Here is a 20,932-nt window from a genome sequence, read left to right as displayed (position 1 = left end):
CGGGCCCGACCGCGAGAAATGGAGTGTTCTGCATGGATCGCATGAGTTCGCCTTCAGGTCTGACACGTCGCGGTTTCCTGATGTTCTCGGGAGCCGCCGTCGCTGCGATGACGCTCGCAAGCTGCGCCCCGAGCGGATCGGGAGGAGGCGGCGGAGGCGGGGGCGGCGGAACGCTCAAGTTCTGGAACATGCCCTGGGGCCAGGCAGAATTCGGCCCCCGGGATGCCGAGATCGCCGAAGCGTACAAGGGTGCGCTCAAGGTCGAGCACCAGGAGATCCAGTGGGCGAACTTCACGCAGACGTTCTCCTCCGCCGTGGCGAGCAACACCGGACCGGCCGTGAGCTCGGGCGGCGGAACGCAGGCCTTCCTGTTCGAATCGCAGGGGAAGATCGCGTATGCCGACGACCTGCTGGAGTCGTGGAAGTCGAACGGCCTCTACGATGACTTCCTTCCTGGGCTCGTCGATGCGATGAAGGTCAAGGGCGGCTACGCCGCCGTCCCGTACAACCTCGACATGCGCGTGATGTGGTACAACACCGTGCTGCTCGAACAGGCGGGTGTCGAGCCGCCCACCGACTGGCAGAGCTACCTGACCGCGAGCGAGGCGCTGAAGAAGATCGGCGTCTACTCGTTCGGCGTCGGCGCAGGATCAGGAAGCTTCACGGGCAGTCACATCCTCACGAGCTTCATGATCAACAACGGCGGAGGCCTGTTCAACGCCGATCAGGAGCCGGACTGCGTCACCGATCGCAACATCGAGGCCATGGACTTCGTACTCGAGATGGTTGCGAAGGGCTACGTGGACCCGGGCAGCGTCACCTACACGAGCGACAACGTGCAGACCCAGTGGCGCGAGCGCAAGTTCGGCATGGGATGGGACGGCGGCGGCCTCGCCGCCAACGTCGCAGGCGAGGTCGGACCTGAACTCGCCGTCAACAGCCCGCTCACGGGCCCCCATGGCGACCAGGGCGCGCTCTACTTCCCCAACAACATCATGATGTACACGAACACCCCCGAGCAGGCGGAATCGGAGGCGTTCCTCACCTACTACTTCGAGAACATGGCACCGCTGTGGACCGAGAACACCGGCATCGGCCTGCCGCCGCTGAAGTCGATCACCGAGACGCCGGAATTCCAGGCCAACACGAATGCGGTGAAGATCATCGAGGAGTGGCAGCCCATCTCGCACACCTGGGGTGCTCCAGGCGGCGATGCGCTGTTCCTCGGCGTGACGGCGGTCGACGGCACACCCGCCATGAACACCTTCACCCAGACGATCCTCGGTGGTCAGGGCACGGGAAAGGCGGCGCTGGAAACGCTGCAGCAGACGCTCGAGGCGAACGCCTAGGTCGCCTCGATGACGACCTCCGCCTCCCTCTCCGAATCGCTCAGCAAGGCACGGCGAGGCGTCGGCGTCGGCGGGTCGGGTCGAGGACCCCGTGCCCGTCGACGCGCGGTCCTGCCGGGCCGCGGCCTCACCCTGACGCTCCTCGTCCTGCCGTCGATCATCCTCGTCCTGCTCCTCAACGCCTATCCGGTCATCTACGCCGGCCTGCAGTCGGTCCGCGACGGGGACCTGATCCTGCCGGGTGACTTCATCGGATTGCAGAACTATCAGACGGTCCTGTCGGATCCGGTGTTCTGGGCATCCGCTCGGTTCACCCTCATCTTCACCCTCGTCGGCGTGTTCGGGAGCTGGGCCGTCGGCCTGGGCATCGCCCTGCTGCTGCGCGGACGCATCCCGGGCGGAGGATTGTTCAAGGTCCTCCTGCTGCTGCCTTGGGTGGTGCCGACCGTCGTGTCCGCGACGTCGTGGAACTGGCTCGTGGCGACGCCGCAGAGTCCCTTCCCCGTGCTCGCCGAGGCGCTCGGGTTCGGGCAGGTGCTGTTCCTCGCGAATCCGCTCCTCGCTCAGATCACGGTATGCATCTTCAAGGTGTGGATCAGCTTCCCGTTCATGATGATGATGATGAGCGCCGCCCTCGCGGCGGTGGACCACACGGTCTACGAGGCCGCCCGTGTCGACGGCGCGACGAGCTGGCAGGCGTTCCGCCACATCACGCTCCCGCTGACGGCGAAGTCGACGTACATCAGCTGGATCCTGATGACGATCTTCTGCGTGAACGACTTCCCGACGATCTTCCTGCTCACCGGCGGCGGCCCGGTCAACGCCACGCAATCGCTCGTGGTTCAGGCCTACCGCACCGTGTTCCTGGAGTTCCGCACCGGTCCGGGCGTCGCGATCGCGTTCCTGATGACGATCGTGCTCGTGATCATCTCCGTCGTCCTCTACCGACGCGTTCAGAAGGCGGACATCGAATGACGCTCACTCAGACCATCGTCACCGCCGGTTCGAAGAAGGGGCGGTCGGGCACCGACGAGCAACTGCGCGGTCGGTGGTGGAAGTTCACCCTGCTGCTGTTCATCACCGTCATCGTGACAATCCCGATCGGCGCCGTGCTGTACCTGTCGTTCCAGCCCGCTCTCGGAAGCACGGCGACCGGATTCACCTTCGAGAACTACGCGAAGATCTTCTCGCAGACGAACGTGCTGACCTGGTTGCGCAACAGCCTCGTCGTGACGCTGTGCACGGTCGTGGTGTCCGTCGCCGTCGCCGCGCCGGCCGGATACGTGCTCTCGCGCGGCCGCAGCAAGCTCGTCTCCGGCTACTCGCTGCTGCTGTTCGTCATTCAGTCGCTGCCCGTCGTCACCGCGGTCATCCCGTTGTTCATCCTGTTCGCGCAGCTGAACCTCGTCGACAACCTCGCGGGACTCACGATCATCTACGTCGGCTCGACGATGTCGGTCGCGATCTGGATGATGGCCGCCTACTACGACTCCATCCCGATCACCCTCGAGGAGGCGGCGTGGATGGACGGCGCGAGCCTGTTCGGCGGATTCATCCGGATCGTCCTGCGCAACGCTCTGCCTGGTGTCCTGTCGACGGCGATCTTCTCGTTCCTGCTCGCATGGAACGACTACCTCGTCGTGCTGGTCTTCATCCGTTCCGAGACGAGCTTCACGCTGTCGGTGGGCCTGCAGACGTTCTTCCAGCAGAACGCGACGAACTGGGGACTGGTCATGGCCGTCGCGGTGATAGCCATGCTGCCTCCGGTGATCATCTTCGCGGTGCTGAACAAGTACTTCAGCGTAGGCGGGATCGGTGGATCGCTTGCCGGCCGGTGACGCCGCGACGCGTCCTGCGGTACGGGCGGCGGTCGCCAGGATCATCCCGGCCGACGGTTGGCGAGACGGCTGGGAGGGCGGGGTCGGCGCGTACATCGCCGATCCCGTGGCCAGACGCGATCTCGTGGACACCCTGCCGCGCCTGGCCGCGCTCGGCGCGTGGCTGGACCACGAGTCGGGCGGCTTCGCGGAGCTGACGCCGGACCGCCAGGATGCGCTGCTGCGGCGAGCCGAGGCCGATCCCGGCGTCGCCCAGGACTTCGCTGCGCTGCGACGCGTGTGCTGGGAGGGTTACTACGCGCTCCGCCCCGATCACGAACCGGACGGCCTCGCGATGGTCGGCTACCGGGCGATTCCCGAGGGTGTCGTCCCGATCGAGCCCGAACCCGTACCAGATATCGGCTCGAACGGTCTGGCGCCCTCGTATGACGCGATCATCGTCGGTGCCGGCCCTGGTGGCGGAGCCGCAGCGCGGGTCCTCGCTGCGGCCGGAAGATCCGTCCTGCTCGTCGAGCGCGCACCTGCACGGACGAATGCGGACCTGCGCGGTGATCATCTGCACGGCAAGCGCAACGCGCTGTACTGGCCGACCCTGGGACCCGGGCCGGGGCACCCCCGTGAACTGCGAAGCGAGGAGGGGCATGCTCTTCTCGTCGACAGCATCGGCGACGCGGGTCCGTACGGTCTCAACGCCGACATCCTCGGCGGAGGCACCCGCGTGTGGCAAGGGATGTCCTGGCGATTCCTGCCCGAGGACTTCCGCATGGAGACCGTGTACGGCAACCCCGACGCGGATGCCTCGCTCGCGGATTGGCCGTTCGACTACGACGAAATCGAGCCGTACTACACGCGGGCGGAATGGGAGATCGGCGTCGCCGGCGACGAGGGCTCCCTCACGGCGCGCACCCCGCGCACACGGGGGTACCCGATGCCGGCGATGGGAACAGAACCCGCGCGCGAGCTGCTCGGTTCCGCCGCTGACCGGCTCGGCTGGGGGTGGGGCCCCATCCCGCTAGCGATCAACAGCGTGCCGCACGACGGTCGGCCGGCGTGCGTCCGATGCCCGCAGTGCGTCGGCCACGCGTGTCCCGTCGACGCGAAGAACGGCGCACACAACACGCTCATCGCGCGCGCGGTCACTGACGGATGCAGCGTGCTGCAGGATGCCGAGGCGATCGAGATCCGCGACGGGGCGTCGCACGCCGAGGTGACCCTGATGGTGGATGCCTCCACCGAGCGCGCCAGAGAGATCACGGTGCGCGCCGACGTCGTCGTGGTCTCGGCCGGCGCGGTGGAGACCGCCCGCCTGCTCTTGGCGAGCGGCCTCGGGAACGAGCACGTCGGCCGCAATCTGCACGATCATCGATTCGCGACCGTGCTCGGCGACGTCGTCGATCCGGTGAAGCCGTTCTCCGGACCGGGGCATTCGATCGCGACGCTCGACCACGTGCACGCCGATACCGTGCCGTACGGCGGCGGCGTGCTGGTCGATCTCATGGGGATACTTCCTCTGACATCGGCGGGCTCCCCACCGGCCGGCGTCGCATCCTGGGGCTCGGAGCACAAGGAATGGATGCGCGAAGGGCGCGCCCACATCTTCGGCGTCTTCGGCATGGGTCAGGAGGTGCCGCACCGCGGATCGGGTGTGCGGCTCAGCCGCCGCGCCCGCGACCGCTGGGGGCGCCCCGGTGCGACGATGAGCAAGCTCGTCCACGCCGCCTCGCAGGAGATCGATGCCGGTCTCGGGGTGCAGGGAATGCGCTGGCTCGAGGCAGCGGGGGCGACCGGCGTGCACATCGCACGACGTGGTGGAGCGACCGCATCCGCCGCGGGCGAGCATTCCTGCGGCACCGTGCGGATGGGCTCCTCCCCGGCCGCGGCGGCGACCGATCCGGAGGGCCGGCTGTACGGGACCCGTCGGGTCGTGGTGTGCGACTCGTCCCTGCATCCGACGAACGGGTCGGTGAACCCCACGCTGACCATCGTCGCCAATGCGCTCCGCGTTGCCGAACGCCTGCAGGCGCGCTGGGTCTGACGCACCCGCCGACACCATCGCGACGCGCGCGGAATGCCACGGGCCGTGCGCGTGTTGCCCCTCATGACGCCGCATCGCGGCGCCTTTGCCGCGCACTCCTTACCCTGGAACGGTCATGTCTGCACCCGAAGAAGACCACGCCCGCTGGCGCAACGAGCGCCACGCCGCCGTCGCCCGCCCCACCGGCAACCTCGCCCTCGTCGAAACCCGCTGGGTCGGATCCGAGCGTCCGGACGTCGAGGGCGCACAGGCGGCCGCCCCGGCATCCGTCACCGTGACGCCCCTCGAGCGCACCGACATCTCCACCGGCGAGCCGGAGTACGGCCTGCGGTTCTGGGATGCCTCCTCCCCCGCGATCCGCGCGTACGACCGCATCGACGTCTACGATTACGACCCCGCATGGGTCATCGAGGCCGAGTTCGCCCCCGTGGATGCCGGCCGCACCGTGCCGTTCGAGCACATCCGCGACAACGGCGGAACCCGTGAGCTCGTCGTCCCCGGCGACATCACCTTCACCCTCGACGGCACCGAGCACCGGCTCGCCGCGTTCGACGACGGCGGCACGCTGCTGCTCGTCTTCGGCGACCCGACCAACGGCACCGAGACGTACGGGTCAGGGCGCTTCCTGTTCGTGCGGCGCGACGACGGCGCCGGCTTCGGCGACGCCGGTTCCGTCGTGCTCGACTTCAACCGCGCGTTCGTTCCGCCGTGCGGATTCTCGGCGCAGTACAACTGCCCGTTGCCTCCGCCCCAGAACCGGTTCACCCAGCCGGTCCGCGCCGGAGAGAAGAACGTCGTCTTCATGGACGACTTCGACATCTACTCGGCCTGATCCGACGCCGACCCGCGGCATCCGAAACCCGAACACCCACCCGAACCCAGGAGACCCCCTGTGAGAACTCCGATCGCGCTCGCGGCGACCATCGTCGCATCGGCCCTCGTCCTCGCCGGCTGCTCGTCGAGCACGCCGTCCGCAGAGGATGCCGCCGACGCCAGCATCTACATCGGCTCGCTGTACGAGCCGCAGAACCTCAGCAACACCCAGGGCGGCGGCCAGGGTGTGACCGAGGCCTTCAACGGCAACGTCTACGAGGGACTGTACAAGCTCACCGACGACGGCGAGGTCGAGCCCCTGCTCGCCGCGAGCGAGGAGGTCAGCGAAGACGGTCTGACCTACACGATCACGCTCCGCGATGATGTGACCTTCCACTCCGGCAAGCAGCTCACCTCGGCCGACGTCAAGGCCAGCGTCGAGGCGGTCACCGCCGAGGACTCGAAGTCCGCCCGCAAGTCGGCGTTCGCCGTGATCTCCGGCATCGAGACGCCCGACGACAGCACGGTCGTCTTCACGCTCTCGCAGCGCTCGATCTCGTTCCTGTACAACCTCGCGTACATCTGGATCGTCAACGCGGATGCCGAAGACCCCACGTCCACCGAGGACGGCACCGGCCCGTACACGCTCGACGAGTGGAAGCAGGGCAGCACGCTGACCCTAACCCGCTGGGACGACTACTGGGGCGAGCCTGCCGCGAACGGCGAGGTCGTCTTCGAGTACTTCACCGACGCGACGGCGCAGAACAATGCGCTGCTCACCGGCGAGATCGATGTGATCACCAGCATCCAGAGCCCTGACGCCCTCGAGCAGTTCGCCTCGAACGACGACTACACGATCAGCGAGGGCACGTCGACGACGAAGGAGCTGCTCGCGTTCAACGATCGCGTCGCCCCGTTCGACAACGCGCTGGTGCGCAAGGCCGTCTACTCGGCGATCGACACCGAGAAGCTGCTCACCTCGATCTGGGGCGACTACGGCACGCTCATCGGTTCGATGGTCCCGCCGACCGACCCCTGGTACGAGGACCTCACGGACGTCAACCCGTACGACGTCGATCTCGCGAAGCAGCAGCTCGCCGAGGCCGGCTACCCGGACGGATTCGAGTTCACCCTCGACACCCCGAGCTACGACCCGCACCCGGTCGTCGCCGAGTTCCTGCAGTCGCAGTTGGCCGAAGTCGGCATCACGGTCAACATCAACACCATCAGCGCCGACGAGTGGTACACGAAGGTGTTCCAGGAGCGCGACTTCGAGGCGACCCTGCAGGAGCACGTCAACGACCGCGACGTGGTCTGGTACGGCAACCCCGACTTCTACTGGGGCTACGACGACGCCCAGGTCCAGCAGTGGGTGGCAGAGGCCGAGCAGGCGACGACGACCGACGAGCAGACCGCTCTGCTGACGCAGGTGAACGAGAAGATCGCCGCGGACGCCGCGAGCGTCTGGCTCTACCTGTACCCGCAGATCGTGGTCGCCTCGAGCGAGCTCAGCGGATACCCCGTCAACGGCCTGAACTCGCAGTTCTTCGCCTACGACATCGTCAAGTCCTGACCCTTTCGGATCGCGGGGTGGGATGCTGAAGCATCCGCCCCGCGATCCTCATGCCTGAAATGCTCACGTATCTGCTCCGCCGCTCCGCGTTCCTCGTGGTGTCGCTCGTCGTCGCCATGATGGTGATCTTCGTGCTGCTCCGGCTGCTCCCTGGCGACCCGGCGAACGCGCTTCTCTCGGTCGATGCGACCGAAGAGCAGATCGCGGCGGCCAGGGCGCAGGTGGGCTCCGATCGGCCGCTCTTCGAGCAGTTCGCGCTGTGGGCGGGGCAGATGGTGCGGTTCGACCTCGGCGAGTCGTACATCAGCACGCTGCCCGTGGGGCCGGAGATCGCGGCGCGGCTGCAGATCACGCTGCCGCTGACGCTGCTCGCGTTCGTCCTGGCGCTGCTGCTGTCGCTCGTGATCGGCATCACCGCCGCGGTGAAGGCCGACACCTGGTACGGCACGGTGCTCTCCGGTTTCTCGCAGCTCGGCATCGCGGTGCCGGTGTTCTGGGTCGGCATCCTGCTGGTCTGGGTGTTCGCGCTCGGCCTCGGCGTCCTCCCCTCTGGTGGCTTCCCCCGCGACGACTGGGAGGATCCGGCCGATGCGCTGCGGTCGCTCGCGCTGCCCGTCCTCACCATCGCGATCGTCATGAGCGCTTCGCTGTCGCGTTACGTCCGCGCCGCCACCCTCGACGTTCTGGGCAGCGACTACCTGCGCACCGCCCGCGCCGGCGGCGCAGGCCTCGGCGAGGCGCTGCTGCGCCACGGGGTCCGCAACGGCGCCGTGCCGGTCATCGCCGTCCTCGGCATCGAACTGTCGACCACGCTGCTGGGCGCGGTCGTCGTCGAGAGCGTCTTCACGCTCCCCGGGCTGGGCAGCATGCTGCTGACCGGCATCGAGCAGCACGACTTCGCGAACATCCAGGGCGTGCTCGTCGTCTCGACCCTGTTCGTCCTCCTCGTCGGCTTCCTCGCCGACATCGTCCAGCGGCTCATCGACCCGCGGCTGCGCGCACGAGTGGCGGGTGCACGATGACGGCCGTCGTGGAGCAGATCGAGGATGCCGCGCCCCGGCGCCGGCGCGGCAGTCACACGACCCTCGTGATCGGCCTGTGCTTCACGGGCCTCATCGTGCTGCTCGCCGTCGTCTCCCTGCTGTGGCTGCCCTACGCGCCGAGCGACGTCAGCGGCGGACGCCTCGAGGGGCCGAGCGGCACCCACCTGCTCGGCACCGACAAGCTCGGCCGCGACCTGTTCACCCAGCTCATGATCGGCGCACGCATCGCCCTGATCGTCGGGATCGGTTCGGTCGCGCTCGCGGCTGTGCTCGGAATCACGATCGGACTCATCGCGGCGTTCGCACGCCCGTGGGTGGACGATTCGATGTCCGCGGCGCTTGACGTCATCATCGCCTTCCCCGTACTGCTGCTGGCGATGCTCGTCGTGGCGGTGCAGGGGGCGTCCCTGTGGTCGGCGATCCTCGCGATCGGGCTGGCGATGTCCGCCGTCGTCGCCCGGCTCACCCGCATCCTCGCCCATCGGGTGCTGCAGGAGCAGTTCATCACCGCGGCGCGGACGAGCGGCACCCGCTGGCCCGGGATCGTCGCGTTCCACGTGCTGCCCAACATCTGGCCCACGCTCGGTGTGAGTCTCGCGCTGCAGTTCGGGGCGGCGGTCCTCGCCGAGGCGAGCCTGTCGTACCTCGGACTCGGGGCTCCGCCACCCAACGCGTCTTGGGGCCGGCTGCTGCAGGAGGCGCAGGGTACCGTGCTCACCTCCCCCGTCGGCGCGATCGCCCCCGGCATCGCCCTGGTCGTGCTCGTGCTCGGCGTGAACTTCATCGCCGACGGACTCCGTGATTTCGCCGACCCGACCCGCAGGAGGACACGATGAGCCTCCTCGAGATCACCGGACTCACGGTGACGGCCGGCGGACGCCACGTGGTCGACGACGTGTCGTTCACGGTCGGCGCCGGCGAGCGCGTCGGCATCATCGGCGAGTCGGGCTCGGGCAAGTCCGTCACCTCGCTCGCGGCCACCGGCCTGCTGGGTGCGGGTCTCACGGCATCCGGATCCGTGCGGCTCGACGGCACCGAGGTGATCGGCGCGGCGGATCGCGCTCTGCGACCGCTCCGCGGGCCCGTCGCCGCTCTGCTCTTCCAGGAGCCGCTGACCGCCCTCGATCCGCTCATGCGCGTCGGCCGTCAGATCGCCGAGCCGATGCGCCGCCACCTCGGGCTGCGCGGGCAGGAGCTGCAGGATGCCGTGCGCACCGCGCTGGCCGATGTCTCGCTCCCGGACGAGCGCATCGCCCGCGCGTACCCGCATGAGCTGTCCGGCGGACAGCGGCAGCGGGTCGCGACCGCGATCGCGCTGGCCGGGCGTCCGAAGCTCCTCATCGCCGACGAGCCGACCACGGCGCTGGACGTCACCGTGCAGGACGAGATCCTCACTCTGCTCGATCGCCTCGTCGCCGAACGCGACATGGCGCTGCTGTTCATCAGCCACGACCTCGCGGTGGTCGCCCGCATGACCGACCGGGTGATCGTGATGCAGCGCGGGCGATCGGTGGAGCAGGGCGAGATCGCGCAGATCATCTCGGATCCGCACGATCCGTACACGACAGCGCTGGTCGCGAGCGCCAGGGCTCTGGACGCCGCACTCGATGCACCGCCGGCATCCGGCGGGTCGAAAGGGAGCGTGGGATGAGCATTCTCGAACTGCGGAACGCGCGCTTCGCCTACGGGTCGCGCACGGTCGTGGACGACGTCTCGCTGCCGGTCTCCGAGGGTGAGGCCGTGGGGCTCGTCGGAGAGTCGGGGGCAGGCAAGTCGACGATCTTCTCACTGTTGCTCGGTCTGGCCGCTCCCCACGAGGGCGAGGTGCTGTTCGACGGGCAGCCGCTGAACAGGCGCGACCGCGCGCTCATGCGGCGCTTCCGCGCCGACGTGCAGACGGTGTTCCAGGACCCGTACTCGTCGCTCGACCCTCGGCAGCGGATCGATCGCATCGTGGGCGAACCGCTGCGCTCGCTGGGCATCGCCCGCGGGGACGACGCCCGGCGCGCCGTCGCGGATGCCGTGCGCTCCGTGGGTCTCGACGCCGACGTGCTCGCGCGCTACCCGCACGAGTTCTCCGGCGGGCAGCGGCAGCGGATCGCGATCGCGCGGGCGATCGTGTCGAAGCCGCGCGTGCTGCTGGCGGATGAGCCGGTGAGCGCCCTCGACGTCACCACCCGCATCCAGGTGATCGATCTGCTGCGCACGCTCCGGGCCGAGACCGGGCTGGCACTCGTCATGGTGTCGCACGATCTGAGCGCGGTGGCGGCACTGTGCGAGCGGACGGTCGTGCTCCGCGACGGACGCGTGGTCGAGGAGGGGTCGACGCGTGGCATCCTGAGCGCGCCGCAGACGGACTACGCGCGCACGCTGGTCTCGGCGATTCCGCGGCTGCCGGCGGCGTGATCCGCCACGGCGCCCGCCCTCGGGGACGGATGTCGGGAGATTCCCCGGATGCAAGGAGGTTCCGGGGCATAGGTCCATGCAGGTGGGGGATCTCCCGACATGTGCACCGCGGTCGTGCGGTGGAGTCCCGTCGCGGGTCCGGAATAGCACCCGCCTGGCCGGGGTTGCACTCCCACATGACGACTGTCGATCCTGCTCGCCTGGCGGAGGTGCTCTCCTCCTTCGATGTCCGACTCGGTTTCGCGCGCCGCACGACACTCGCGCAAGGCGGTCTGCTCCCGTTGCCGGCGGGGCAGGTCACGCTCGCCTACGTCGTCGAGGGCGAGATCACCGGCGACGTCGTGCTCGACACGAGTTGCACTCTCGATGTGCCTGGCGGGTCAACCGGAACCGCACGAGGCCCGCGCACGCTGCTCGCCGGCGATGCGTTCCTCAGCATGGGGCACCGGCCGATCGTCCTCGAGTCGACCTCCGGTGCGCGGCTGATGACGGCCGACCTGGAACTCGACTCCACCGCCGTCGACGGCATCCCCGGCTTCGTGTTCGTGACCGGATTCGCCGAACTCGAACCGGCTGCCGCCGCGCTGGCCGCGAATCTCGGTCCCGTGGACCCGGACGTCCACGGACTGCGCTCGGGCGATCCGCTCATCTGCCGGATGATGGTCACGACCGTGCTGCTCAGCGTGATCCGCGCGTGGGCGCAGAACGGCTGCGCCCCGCAGGGCTGGCCATCCCGCGCCGGCGATCCCTTCCTCGACCGCGTCGTGGACGCCATCCACTCCGAACCAGGGCGCGACTGGACCGTCGACCTGCTCGCCAGCGTCGGAGCGATGTCCCGGTCGGTGTTCGCCGAGCGCTTCCGCGCCGCGGTCGGCCAGTCGCCCGCGAGCTACGTCACGGACGTGCGGATGCGCCAGGCCAAGGAACTGCTGGATGCCGGACGCAGCGTCTCCGAGACCTCGCGCGAGCTCGGCTACGCGTCCGACGAGGGCTTCAGTCGCGCGTTCCGCCGGCACACCGGAGTCGCCCCGTCGCTGTGGCGCCTGCAGGGGCGCACCGCGATCCCCGCCTGATCCTCAACGCCCGCCGGGCGGGCCGACCAGCAGCAGGATCACGTAGAGCGCGACGATCGCGAGCACCAGGAGTCCCGCGAGCACCCAGGGGCGCCGCAGGAACCAGCGCATCAACCGGTCGTACCAGCGCGCATCGCGCGGATCGTCACCGGCCTCGAGCCGCCAGTCGCCGCGCAGGCGGCCCGAGCGGTGCAGCCAGATCTCGGTGGGGATCGTCGCGTACGGGATGACCGCGCTGGCGACGGCCAGCACCGCGACGCCGACGTGCCAGCGCTGGTTGAGGGCGACGAGGATCGCCGTCGCGCCGTAGGCGAGGAACACGAACCCGTGGATGCCTCCGCCGATCGTCACCACGATCCCGGGTGCACCGGATGCTCGGGCGATGAGCGCTGCGATCAGGATCGTCCAGGTGATCGCCTCCGCGATCGCCAGGACACGGAAAAGGCGGGCGGGTGCACGGAACACGGGTCTCCTCGGGTGGGGTGATCCCAGCCTAGGAGACCCGTGTATGAGTCAGCCGCGCACGCGGTTGGATGCTCCGAACAGCACGGCCCCGAGCACGAGGAGCGCTGCGCCGATCAGGTAGTTCAATTCGACACCGAGGGCATCGACGAGGATGCCGCCGACACCCGCCGCGAGCATGATCGCGCCCTGGAACCCGACGACGACCAGGCTGCCGCCCGCTTCGAGGCGGTCCGGCATCCGGTGCCCGACCCAGGTGTTCACGACGATCAGCCAGGAGGCGAAGAAGAAGCCCCACACGAACACCGCCGCCGCGATCGCCGCGAGGGATCCGGGAAGAAGGATCGTGGCGAACACCGCCGCGGCGATCGAGACGGGCCCGACGACCGCGAAGACCGCGAATGTCCGGTCGACGACGAGCCCGATCACGAGGTTGCCGACCAGGCCGCCCGCGCCGAACAGCGCGAGCAGGAGGACGATGGTCCCGGCATCCACATCAGGCATCCGCTCGAGCGCGAGGCGGATGTAGGTGTACGCGAGGAAGTGCCCGAGCACCACCAGGACATGACCGGTGAAGCCGAGCCCGACACCGGGACGGCGGATGGTGTCGGCGAGGATGCGGAGGCTGGATGCCTGCGCGGCCGGCACCGAGGGCAGCAGGGTCCGCAGGCCGATGGCCAGCACGGCCGTGACGACTCCGGCGAGCGCGAAGACCGCTCGCCAGTCGAGGAACTGGCTGAGCAGGACACCGATCGGAACACCGGCGACCGTCGCGAGCGACGTGCCTGCCGTGGTGAACATCACGGCGCGGCCGATGCGCTCCGGCCCCGCGATGCGGGCGGCGACCGTGATCGACATCGACCAGAACGCGCTGAGCGCAGCGCCCAGCAGGAAGCGCGCGAGCAGCACCAGCACGAGGTTGGGCGCGATCGCGACGATGAGGTTGGATACCGCAGCGGCGAGCGCCATCCAGACGAGCAGACTCCGCCGATCCAGCCGCGGGAAGATCAGCCCGACGGTCGGGGCGACGATCAGACCGATCAGGGCCGTGACGGTGACGGTCTGCCCCGCCTGCCCCGGCGTGACCCCGAGCCCGTCCGCCATCTCGGTCAGCATCCCGTTGGGCAGGAACTCCGCGGTGACGAGCAGGAAGCTCATGAGCATGAGCATGATCGGTCCGCCGTAGCGCATGCGCTCGGCTGCGGCGACCGGGAGGACGGTGGGGACGGGGGCGGTCGTGGTCATGTTTCCACCCTCGCAGGATGCCGGGGCCCGCACCCGATCGGTCGTCCGCGGCATCCGACCGATCGTCCGGGGCTGGACGGCGGCCCGGCGTCCCGATATGCTCGACCCCGCGCCGGGATGTCCCCGGAAGGTATCAGCGGAAGGAGCAAGCCATGACTGCTGTCGTCGTCGTGCCCTCTTCCGACCAGATCCTTCCCCTCGAGGCCGCCCGCTCCTGATCCGCGCGTGGCCTCCCTCTCCCGGAGCAACCACCGTGTCTGATCCCTTCGCGTCCTTCGACGCATCCCTCACCTTCGCCGACGTCGAACCCGGCGACAATCAGCGCTGGAGCACCTGGCCGGCCGTCACGCCCTCCGAGCGCGGTCCAGAACCGCGACCGTCGTGGATCGTGACGAGCGCCGGCGCCATCGACACCGAACTCGGCATCCTGAAGACCGGCAAGGAGGCGGACGTCTTCCTCATCGAGCGCGCCGTCCCCGATGATCCGGCGCAGCGCACGCTGCTGGCCGCCAAGCGCTATCGCACCTCGCAGCACCGCACGTTCCACCGTTCGAGCATCTACACCGAGGGCCGGCGCACGCGGAACTCGCGCGACGCCCGCGCGACCGAGAAGAAGTCGCTCTACGGCCGGGAGGTCGCGGCGGCCGAGTGGTCGTTCGCCGAGTTCGAAGCGCTGTGCCGCGCGTGGGAGCTCGGGGCTCCGGTGCCGTATCCCGTGCAGGTGAACGGCACCGAGCTGCTGATGGAGTTCATCGGCACCGGTGCAGTGGCCGCGCCTCGCCTCGCTCAGGTGCGCGGCGACCGAGACGAGCTCACCGACCTGTTCCGGCAGGTCGTCGAGCTCATGCACGTCTTCGCCGCAGCCGGGTTCGCGCACGGCGACCTCTCGCCGTACAACCTGCTCGTACACGAGGGGCGCGTTCGCGTGATCGACCTCCCCCAGATCGTGGATGTCATCGCCAACCCGCAGGGCTTCGATCTGCTGCACCGCGACTGCGTGAACGTGTGCGACTGGTTCGCCAGGCACCGGGTCGACGCGGATGCCGAGGCGCTGTTCGCCGAGCTCATCGCGGCGTCGTACGGGTGAGCGCGCCAGGAAGACGACACGGCGCGCCGCTACCTCGCGTTCACCGGACACGGCCAGACTTCGAGACATGAGCACGCCGGAAGAGACGCCGACCCCGCCGCCCACCGCGAACAGCGGTGCGGTGGGCGTGATCGGGTTGGAGTTGCGCGGCGAGACCCCCGCCCCGAAGAAGCAGGTCTACTCGTGGGCGCTGTGGGACTGGGCGACCCAGCCGTTCAACACCGTCATCCTGACGTTCATCTTCACCGCGCTGTATCTGACCACCGAGCAGTTCCTGCCGGCCGATGTCGCCTCGCTCGGCGACGAGGACCCGATACGCCTGGCAGCCGAGGCGGACCTGGCCAGCGGTCTCGGGCTCGGCTCGACCATCGCGGGCCTCGCGATCCTCCTCTTCGCTCCCGTGCTCGGGCAGCGCGCGGATGCCGCCGGCCGCCAGAAGCTCTGGCTCGGCATCGGCACCGGGGCGCTGATCGCGTGCATGCTCGGGCTGTGGTTCGTCGAGCCGACCCCGACGCTGTTCTGGCTCGGCGTCGCGCTGATCTCCGCGGGAAGCGTGTTCGGCGAGATCGCGGCGGTCAACTCCAACGCGATGCTGATCGGGATCGCGAACCCGAAGACCATCGGGCGCATCTCGGGGCTCGGCTGGGGCTTCGGCTACATCGGCGGCATCGTCGCTCTCGTGCTGGTGGTCGTCTTCTTCCAGGCCGATTGGTTCGGTCTGCCCGAGGATGGAGGCCTGCCGTTCCGGATCATCGCGGTCGGCTGTGCGATCTGGGCGCTCGTCTTCAGCATCCCGATCTTCCTGAACGTACCGGAGCCGTCGCTGGGCCGGCCGGAGCGCAAGGTCGGGTTCTTCCGCTCGTACGCGCTGCTCGTCAAGGACGTCATCGGGCTCTACCGCACCCCCGAGACGCGGCCGACCTTCTGGTTCCTGCTGGCGAGCGCTGTGTTCCGCGACGGGCTGGGCGGAGTGTTCGCGTTCGGAGCCGTGATCGCCGGGCAGGTGTTCGACTTCGGCTTCCTGCAGCTCGTGATCTTCGGCATCGCGGCGAACCTCATCGCCGGCGTCTCGACGATCCTGGCCGGTCGACTGGACGACCGGTTCGGCGCCAAGCGGATCATCCTCTTCTCGCTGGCATCGATGGTCGTCGCCGGTCTCGCCGTGTTCCTGCTCGTGGAGGCCGGAGCCGTCGTGTTCTGGATCGGCGGCCTGGTGCTGTGCGCGTTCGTCGGACCGGCGCAGTCCGCGTCGCGCTCGTTCCTCGCCCGGGTGACCCCGGCCGGACGCGAGGGCGAGATCTTCGGCCTCTACGCGACCACCGGTCGCGCGGCGAGCTGGATGGCCTCGGCTGCCTGGACCGCCCTGATCGTGCTGACCGCCCAGACGAAGTTCGGCATCCTCGGCATCGTCATCGTGCTGCTGGTCGGTTTCCTGCTGCTGCTGCCGGTGCAGGAGCGCCGGGTGGCAGCAGCCTGAGTCCGGCCGGCGTCAGGCGCCCGGCCCCCAGTTGTCGGCGAGCTTGTTGAGCAGCCGCGCGAGTTCCGCGCGCTCGGTGTCGGTGAACGCCTCGAGGGCGCGCGACAGCGCCTGACGCCGCTCGCCCTTGGCACCGCGCGCGACGCGCCTGCCGGTATCCGTCAGCGCGATGCGCGTGCGGCGCGCGTCGTCCGGGTCGGCTTCGCGCTGGACGAATCCGCGCTCGACGCCCTGCTGCACCAGCCGCGAGGCCCGCGGCTGGTCGACGCCGACGGCTTCGGCGATCTCGCTCACACTGAGCGGTGCGGATGCCGCGGCGAGCGCCTCCAGCATCCGCATCCACGCGGGGGCGGCGAAGCGCCCACCGGGTCCGCCGGCCCACGGGCCTGGGCGAGGCGGGCGCCCTTCGTGCGGGCCGCCGCGGTGACCGTGCGGACCGCCATGCGCATGCCCTGGTCCGTGCGGGCGCCGCCCTCTCAGGCGCGCCAGCGCTTCGGCGATGTCGTCGGCGGGATCGGAGGTGCTCACGCATCCGACTTTACATGCTACTTGACATACTTCCACATTGCATGTCACACTACATGTACATGCACAGTTACAAGCAAAGGAACTTCCCTATGAACACGCACACATCACCTGATGACCGCCCGCTGGGCTACTGGCTCAAGGCGACCGACCGGCTCATGGCAGCCGAGTTCGCCCGCGCCTTCGAGGACGAGGGCATCACGCGCCGCGAATGGCGGCTGCTCAACGTCGTCGACGGCACCGTCCAGAGCGGACACCCCGTCGACGACCGCAAGCTCGGCCGCCTGATCGAACTCGGCTGGATCGCACCGTCCGAGGACGGGTGGGCTCTGACCGACGAGGGCCAGACCGCCAAGAAGCGACTCGGCACGATCGTCGACGGCATCCGCGCGACGATCGCCGAAGCCGTGAGCCCCGAGGACTACGCGACCACCATCGCCACCCTCACGCAGATCGCGCAGGCGCTCGGCTGGGACGAGAACGTCCCGCTGCCGCGCAAGCAGCGCGACCACGGCCCGCACCGCGGACACGGCCGCCACAGGGGTGGACGCTGGCACGGCGAGCACGGTCACCACGGCCGTGGGCACCGCCGCGGCTTCGCCCCGCATCCGTCGGAGGCCTCCGAGAGCTGGGCGCACGCCGAGCACGGATGCCGCGGCCACCGCGCCGCCGATCGCGGCGAGTTCGATCGCGACTCGTTCGCCCATGGACGCGCCGAGGGTCCGCACCACGGCGAGTCCGGCCCGCACTCCGGGCACGGCGGCTGGCGCCCTCGGATCGCCCGCATGGCGCAGCACGCGTATGAACGCGGCTTCGACGCCGGTTTCGACCGCGGCACCACCGCCCGCTGACCGTCGCCGGGGTATCCCCAAGGCCGCGACGGTCCCGTCCCGACCCTCCCGCGAGACGTACTCTGCGCGGTGAGACTCGGCCAGCCAGGCCAGGTCTCACCCGGCAGAGTACGTCTCGCGGTGCGTTAGTCAGAAGGGCAGGCCGAGGTAGAAGTCGAAGACCGCCGGGTCGTCCGGACCTTCGACGAGCATCAGCCACGGCGTGTCATCGCCGCTCGGGACATGCCAGAGAATCGCCTGCTGCGTGCCGTCGGCGAAGACGTAGCTGGTGCCGGAGCCGTCGTCGTAGACGGAACTCTCGGAGGTCAGCGGTTCGCTGCGCTCGGACTTCAGCGTCTCGCCGGCCGCGGCCACCGCCGCATCGTCCTCGAACGCCATGATCGCGAATCGGAGGTCGCCGATCTCCGACGTGAAGTGCGCCGACGTGGCGCTCACTGCTGACGCTGCCGGCGATGCAGCATCCTGCCAGGCGCCGTCCAGCGACCAGGCGACGTCGCCCGTCGGCCCGGCGACCTCGCCATCGACCATGGCCGCGACCTGCGCGCACAGTTCGGAGCATCCCTGCTCGACCGCCGTGGCCGGCTCGCCAGCAGAGGCCGACTCCGAGACTCCGGTGCCCGAGCCCTGCGGAGCGGAGAACGTCGGAGGGTTGTTCGCGAGCACCACGACGCCGATCACCGCGGCGAGCAGGAGCACGGCGAGCAGTGCGAAGATCACGATCGGCCAGCCCCGGTAGGTGTCGCCGCCCCGCGGGTTCGAATAGTCGGATGCCGGTGCATCCGGGCGCGAGTCGACCGGCGTTGCGGCCGTCGGCGGGGCGGGCACGGCGGACGACGTCTGTCCGGACGCGAAGACCGGCGGCACGGACGACGTCGACGCCGCATCGGCAGCGGACTGCGGTTCCGGCGGCATCGGATCGCCACCCGACGTCCGCGCACGCAGCTCGGAGCGCGTCGCAGGAAGCGGGGTCCGAGCTGCGGGATCCTCGCCAGGAGGCTCACCGATCCCGCTCGTCGACGCCTTCTCATCTGCGAGCAGCACGGCGGCCGTCTCATCGAGCGGCGGGATCTCCGGAGGTTCGGGAACCGTGAAGTCGGGGACGGCGATATCGGCCGGAGGGATGTCGAGGTCCTCCACGCGCGACATCGCGAGGTCCGCGCTCACCGCGAGGTCATCGGCGATCGGGCCGGGTTCGCCCGCCTCATCGGCGGCTTCGACGGAAGCACCGGGGACCTCCGCGTCGAGCACGGGTTCTGATGGCGTCGTCGCCGGTGCAGGGGGCGGGGGCGGCGGAAACTCACGCGTCTCGTCGTCGCGCGGAACTTCCGGATTCCCCATATCGCCGCTCACGCTCTGATCCTATGCCGCGGCGTGGTCTCGCGAGGGGCGCTCTTATCAGCTGCATCCGCGAACCCGGCCGCGGCGGGCGACTAAGCCAGCGCGGCGAGCATCGCCTCGGTCGCACCGGCCGCGATCAGCCGCTGACGCATCGCGCGAGCCGCGAGGCCGTACACCTCTTCGCCGCCGAGCAGCAGCGAGCGGTTGTTCGCATGCTCGTCCAACGCGATGAGCTCGAAGGCGATGCCCTCGGCATCCGCATCGGCCGTCAGCTCACCGGCCTCGATGGCGTATCGGACCTGGGCGGTGATGTACCCGTACCAGTCGGCCTGCGCCGTCACCACGGCATCGCGGACCGGCCCCGGCTTGGAGTCGATGTCGGCTGAGGTGGCGGCGAAGAAGCATCCGCCGGTGAAGACCCGGTCGCGGGAGTAGTCCAGCGAGTTGCGCAGCAGCGCCGCCAGTCGCAGCACACCGCGCGGCTCGCTGCGCGCCGGTGCGACGATCGTCGCGATGAACACCTCGCGGGCCGCGGCGATCGTCGCCAGCTGCAGCGACTGCTTGCTGCCGAACAAGGTCGCGATGCTGCTCTTGCTGTGCCCGGAGGATTCGGCGAGGCGTCCGATCGTGAGCCCGTCGAGCCCTTCGACGGAAGCGAGATTGGTCGCCCGGGACAGCACGCTGCGCCGCGACGCATCCCCGCGCGCTCGGCGTCCGTCCACGATCTGATCCGACATCCCTCTAGTTTACGCACGATCGTTCGTATACTCTACGTACGATCGTTCGTATTTCTTGTGAATCGAGGAAACCATGTCCCGCTCCACCGCGTTCGTCCCCACCGCCCTCCGCGTCGCCGATGCGATCTCCCCCGCCCTTGCCGGCAGCGTCGCGTACCGCCTGTTCTTCCGCACGCGCCCTCGGATGCCGCTGCGCGCACAGGACCGCGCCACCGATCTGGCGGCGCACCGCGAACTGCTGCGCGTACGCGGTCGCGACATCGTCACGTATCGCTGGGGCGACGGCGATCGCACCGTCCTCGTCATCCACGGCTGGAAGGGCAGGGCCACGCAGTTCGCCCCGCTCGTCCGCGAACTCGTCGCCGCCGGACTGCGCGTGGTGTCGTTCGACGCCCCGGCGCACGGGGAGTCGCAGGGGCGTCGCACGGACGTCCGCGATTGGATGGCCGCGATCGAGGGGACCCAGAACCGATTCGGCCCGTTCGCCGCGATCGTCGGACATTCGGTCGGCGCGGTCGCCGGCCTCACCGCGGCGCGGACGTTCGCGCGCACTCCTGTCGTCGTCACGATCTCCGGTGCCGCCGGCCCCTTCGCGATGATCGACCAGTTCGCACTCATGATGGGGATGTCCGACCGCGCACGAGACCGCTTGGCGCATCTGTTCGCGGCTCGGATCGGCGAAACACCGGCATCCGTCGCCGAGCGCTTCGATTCGGCCGTTCACCCGCTCCCCGAGCGCACCAGCCTGCTCGTCGTGCACAGCCGCGACGACCGCGGGCTTCCGGACGCCGACTCGGTCCGGCTGCACAGAGCGCATGCCGGACGATCGAGGATGCTGCAGCCGGAAGGCCTGGGCCACAATCGCATCCTGGCCGACGACGACGTGCTCGATGCCGTCGTCGACATCGTCACGCGAGGGAAGCACCGCACCGACGACGCCGCCCCGGCCGCGCGAACCGGAGGAGAACGCACGAACCGGAGGACCCCGATCCGGCATTCGGCCCTCCCGATCGCGTGATCTCCTCCGGTTCGGAGGCGACGCCGCACCCCGCCCGCCCACGCGAAACGTCTTCCGCAAAT

The 20,932-nt window shown here is 69.4% G+C and carries 20 protein-coding genes; 15 read left to right on the top strand and 5 right to left on the bottom strand.

The window, feature by feature from the left end; all coding sequences use genetic code 11:
• Positions 1 to 41 precede the first annotated feature (41 nt).
• From ACI7YT_RS00875 to ACI7YT_RS00825, 11 genes are all read left to right on the top strand, one after another.
• Entirely contained in the window at positions 42 to 1,349 is a 1,308-nt protein-coding gene (locus tag ACI7YT_RS00875; protein WP_406248298.1) for an ABC transporter substrate-binding protein, read from the top strand.
• Between the two features lie 9 nt (positions 1,350 to 1,358).
• Complete coding sequence (locus ACI7YT_RS00870) at positions 1,359 to 2,324, top strand: carbohydrate ABC transporter permease (protein ID WP_406248296.1); 966 nt, start codon at positions 1,359 to 1,361, stop codon at positions 2,322 to 2,324.
• A complete protein-coding gene (locus ACI7YT_RS00865) occupies positions 2,321 to 3,187 on the top strand; it encodes a carbohydrate ABC transporter permease (protein ID WP_406248294.1) in 867 nt (288 codons plus the stop codon). Before ACI7YT_RS00870 ends, ACI7YT_RS00865 begins: the two co-directional genes overlap by 4 nt.
• Positions 3,165 to 5,222 carry a GMC family oxidoreductase N-terminal domain-containing protein gene (locus ACI7YT_RS00860; protein WP_406248292.1) on the top strand — a complete coding sequence of 686 codons (2,058 nt, stop codon included), beginning with the start codon at positions 3,165 to 3,167 and terminating at the stop codon, positions 5,220 to 5,222. The genes ACI7YT_RS00865 and ACI7YT_RS00860 overlap by 23 nt, the downstream gene beginning before the upstream one ends.
• A gap of 115 nt (positions 5,223 to 5,337) precedes the next feature.
• Entirely contained in the window at positions 5,338 to 6,054 is a 717-nt protein-coding gene (locus ACI7YT_RS00855; protein ID WP_406248290.1) for a DUF1684 domain-containing protein, read from the top strand.
• Positions 6,055 to 6,114: 60 nt separating this feature from the next.
• The gene (locus ACI7YT_RS00850; RefSeq protein ID WP_406248288.1) at positions 6,115 to 7,608 is read left to right on the top strand and encodes an ABC transporter substrate-binding protein; all 1,494 of its coding nucleotides are present in this window, start codon (positions 6,115 to 6,117) and stop codon (positions 7,606 to 7,608) included.
• A gap of 59 nt (positions 7,609 to 7,667) precedes the next feature.
• On the top strand, positions 7,668 to 8,630 hold the full coding sequence (locus ACI7YT_RS00845) for an ABC transporter permease (protein WP_406250638.1): 963 nt from the start codon (positions 7,668 to 7,670) through the stop codon (positions 8,628 to 8,630).
• Complete coding sequence (locus ACI7YT_RS00840; RefSeq protein ID WP_406248286.1) at positions 8,627 to 9,487, top strand: ABC transporter permease; 861 nt, start codon at positions 8,627 to 8,629, stop codon at positions 9,485 to 9,487. The genes ACI7YT_RS00845 and ACI7YT_RS00840 overlap by 4 nt, the downstream gene beginning before the upstream one ends.
• Complete coding sequence (locus ACI7YT_RS00835) at positions 9,484 to 10,302, top strand: ATP-binding cassette domain-containing protein (protein ID WP_406248284.1); 819 nt, start codon at positions 9,484 to 9,486, stop codon at positions 10,300 to 10,302. The genes ACI7YT_RS00840 and ACI7YT_RS00835 overlap by 4 nt, the downstream gene beginning before the upstream one ends.
• Positions 10,299 to 11,057 carry an ABC transporter ATP-binding protein gene (locus ACI7YT_RS00830; RefSeq protein WP_406248282.1) on the top strand — a complete coding sequence of 253 codons (759 nt, stop codon included), beginning with the start codon at positions 10,299 to 10,301 and terminating at the stop codon, positions 11,055 to 11,057. Before ACI7YT_RS00835 ends, ACI7YT_RS00830 begins: the two co-directional genes overlap by 4 nt.
• Positions 11,058 to 11,233: 176 nt before the next feature.
• A complete protein-coding gene (locus tag ACI7YT_RS00825) occupies positions 11,234 to 12,130 on the top strand; it encodes a helix-turn-helix transcriptional regulator (protein WP_406248280.1) in 897 nt (298 codons plus the stop codon).
• Between the two features lie 3 nt (positions 12,131 to 12,133).
• Here ACI7YT_RS00825 and ACI7YT_RS00820 read toward each other — a convergent pair whose 3' ends face one another.
• Together ACI7YT_RS00820 and ACI7YT_RS00815 are read right to left on the bottom strand one after the other, a co-directional pair.
• Positions 12,134 to 12,595, bottom strand: a complete 462-nt coding sequence (locus tag ACI7YT_RS00820) for a DUF3817 domain-containing protein (protein WP_406248278.1) — start codon at positions 12,593 to 12,595, stop codon at positions 12,134 to 12,136.
• A gap of 48 nt (positions 12,596 to 12,643) precedes the next feature.
• Entirely contained in the window at positions 12,644 to 13,837 is a 1,194-nt protein-coding gene (locus tag ACI7YT_RS00815) for an MFS transporter (RefSeq protein WP_406248276.1), read from the bottom strand.
• 253 nt (positions 13,838 to 14,090) lie between these two features.
• On the opposite strand from ACI7YT_RS00815, the gene ACI7YT_RS00810 reads away from it, so the two are divergent.
• Together ACI7YT_RS00810 and ACI7YT_RS00805 are read left to right on the top strand one after the other, a co-directional pair.
• A complete protein-coding gene (locus ACI7YT_RS00810; RefSeq protein ID WP_406248274.1) occupies positions 14,091 to 14,924 on the top strand; it encodes a serine protein kinase RIO in 834 nt (277 codons plus the stop codon).
• 67 nt (positions 14,925 to 14,991) lie between these two features.
• Positions 14,992 to 16,401: an MFS transporter gene (locus ACI7YT_RS00805; protein ID WP_406248273.1), complete on the top strand. Its 1,410-nt coding sequence runs from the start codon at positions 14,992 to 14,994 to the stop codon at positions 16,399 to 16,401.
• Positions 16,402 to 16,413: 12 nt separating this feature from the next.
• On the opposite strand, the gene ACI7YT_RS00800 is transcribed toward ACI7YT_RS00805, so the two are convergent.
• Positions 16,414 to 16,929: a MarR family winged helix-turn-helix transcriptional regulator gene (locus tag ACI7YT_RS00800; protein WP_406248271.1), complete on the bottom strand. Its 516-nt coding sequence runs from the start codon at positions 16,927 to 16,929 to the stop codon at positions 16,414 to 16,416.
• 89 nt (positions 16,930 to 17,018) lie between these two features.
• On the opposite strand from ACI7YT_RS00800, the gene ACI7YT_RS00795 reads away from it, so the two are divergent.
• Complete coding sequence (locus tag ACI7YT_RS00795) at positions 17,019 to 17,777, top strand: MarR family winged helix-turn-helix transcriptional regulator (protein WP_406248269.1); 759 nt, start codon at positions 17,019 to 17,021, stop codon at positions 17,775 to 17,777.
• 129 nt (positions 17,778 to 17,906) lie between these two features.
• On the opposite strand, the gene ACI7YT_RS00790 is transcribed toward ACI7YT_RS00795, so the two are convergent.
• The gene (locus tag ACI7YT_RS00790) at positions 17,907 to 19,127 is read right to left on the bottom strand and encodes a hypothetical protein (RefSeq protein ID WP_406248267.1); all 1,221 of its coding nucleotides are present in this window, start codon (positions 19,125 to 19,127) and stop codon (positions 17,907 to 17,909) included.
• A gap of 80 nt (positions 19,128 to 19,207) precedes the next feature.
• On the bottom strand, positions 19,208 to 19,852 hold the full coding sequence (locus ACI7YT_RS00785; protein ID WP_406248265.1) for a TetR family transcriptional regulator C-terminal domain-containing protein: 645 nt from the start codon (positions 19,850 to 19,852) through the stop codon (positions 19,208 to 19,210).
• Between the two features lie 73 nt (positions 19,853 to 19,925).
• Between ACI7YT_RS00785 and ACI7YT_RS00780 the strand changes: the two genes are divergently transcribed.
• A complete protein-coding gene (locus ACI7YT_RS00780; protein ID WP_406248263.1) occupies positions 19,926 to 20,870 on the top strand; it encodes an alpha/beta hydrolase in 945 nt (314 codons plus the stop codon).
• Positions 20,871 to 20,932: the final 62 nt, after the last annotated feature.

The organism is Microbacterium sp. M (genome assembly GCF_045181065.1).
In the GTDB taxonomy this organism is placed as follows: domain Bacteria; phylum Actinomycetota; class Actinomycetes; order Actinomycetales; family Microbacteriaceae; genus Microbacterium.
This window is presented reverse-complemented; position numbering and strand designations above follow the sequence as displayed.

Excerpts from the sequence above, each read along its gene's own strand:
- ACI7YT_RS00835 (WP_406248284.1), top strand. The coding sequence starts at position 9,484 with ATGAGCCTCCTCGAGATCACCGGACTCACGGTGACGGCCGGCGGACGC.
- ACI7YT_RS00805 (WP_406248273.1), top strand. The coding sequence starts at position 14,992 with ATGAGCACGCCGGAAGAGACGCCGACCCCGCCGCCCACCGCGAACAGC.
- ACI7YT_RS00870 (WP_406248296.1), top strand. The coding sequence starts at position 1,359 with ATGACGACCTCCGCCTCCCTCTCCGAATCGCTCAGCAAGGCACGGCGA.
- ACI7YT_RS00785 (WP_406248265.1), bottom strand. The coding sequence starts at position 19,852 with ATGTCGGATCAGATCGTGGACGGACGCCGAGCGCGCGGGGATGCGTCG.
- ACI7YT_RS00815 (WP_406248276.1), bottom strand. The coding sequence starts at position 13,837 with ATGACCACGACCGCCCCCGTCCCCACCGTCCTCCCGGTCGCCGCAGCC.
- ACI7YT_RS00855 (WP_406248290.1), top strand. The coding sequence starts at position 5,338 with ATGTCTGCACCCGAAGAAGACCACGCCCGCTGGCGCAACGAGCGCCAC.
- ACI7YT_RS00875 (WP_406248298.1), top strand. The coding sequence starts at position 42 with ATGAGTTCGCCTTCAGGTCTGACACGTCGCGGTTTCCTGATGTTCTCG.
- ACI7YT_RS00830 (WP_406248282.1), top strand. The coding sequence starts at position 10,299 with ATGAGCATTCTCGAACTGCGGAACGCGCGCTTCGCCTACGGGTCGCGC.
- ACI7YT_RS00825 (WP_406248280.1), top strand. The coding sequence starts at position 11,234 with ATGACGACTGTCGATCCTGCTCGCCTGGCGGAGGTGCTCTCCTCCTTC.
- ACI7YT_RS00865 (WP_406248294.1), top strand. The coding sequence starts at position 2,321 with ATGACGCTCACTCAGACCATCGTCACCGCCGGTTCGAAGAAGGGGCGG.
- ACI7YT_RS00840 (WP_406248286.1), top strand. The coding sequence starts at position 8,627 with ATGACGGCCGTCGTGGAGCAGATCGAGGATGCCGCGCCCCGGCGCCGG.
- ACI7YT_RS00795 (WP_406248269.1), top strand. The coding sequence starts at position 17,019 with ATGAACACGCACACATCACCTGATGACCGCCCGCTGGGCTACTGGCTC.
- ACI7YT_RS00845 (WP_406250638.1), top strand. The coding sequence starts at position 7,668 with ATGCTCACGTATCTGCTCCGCCGCTCCGCGTTCCTCGTGGTGTCGCTC.
- ACI7YT_RS00780 (WP_406248263.1), top strand. The coding sequence starts at position 19,926 with ATGTCCCGCTCCACCGCGTTCGTCCCCACCGCCCTCCGCGTCGCCGAT.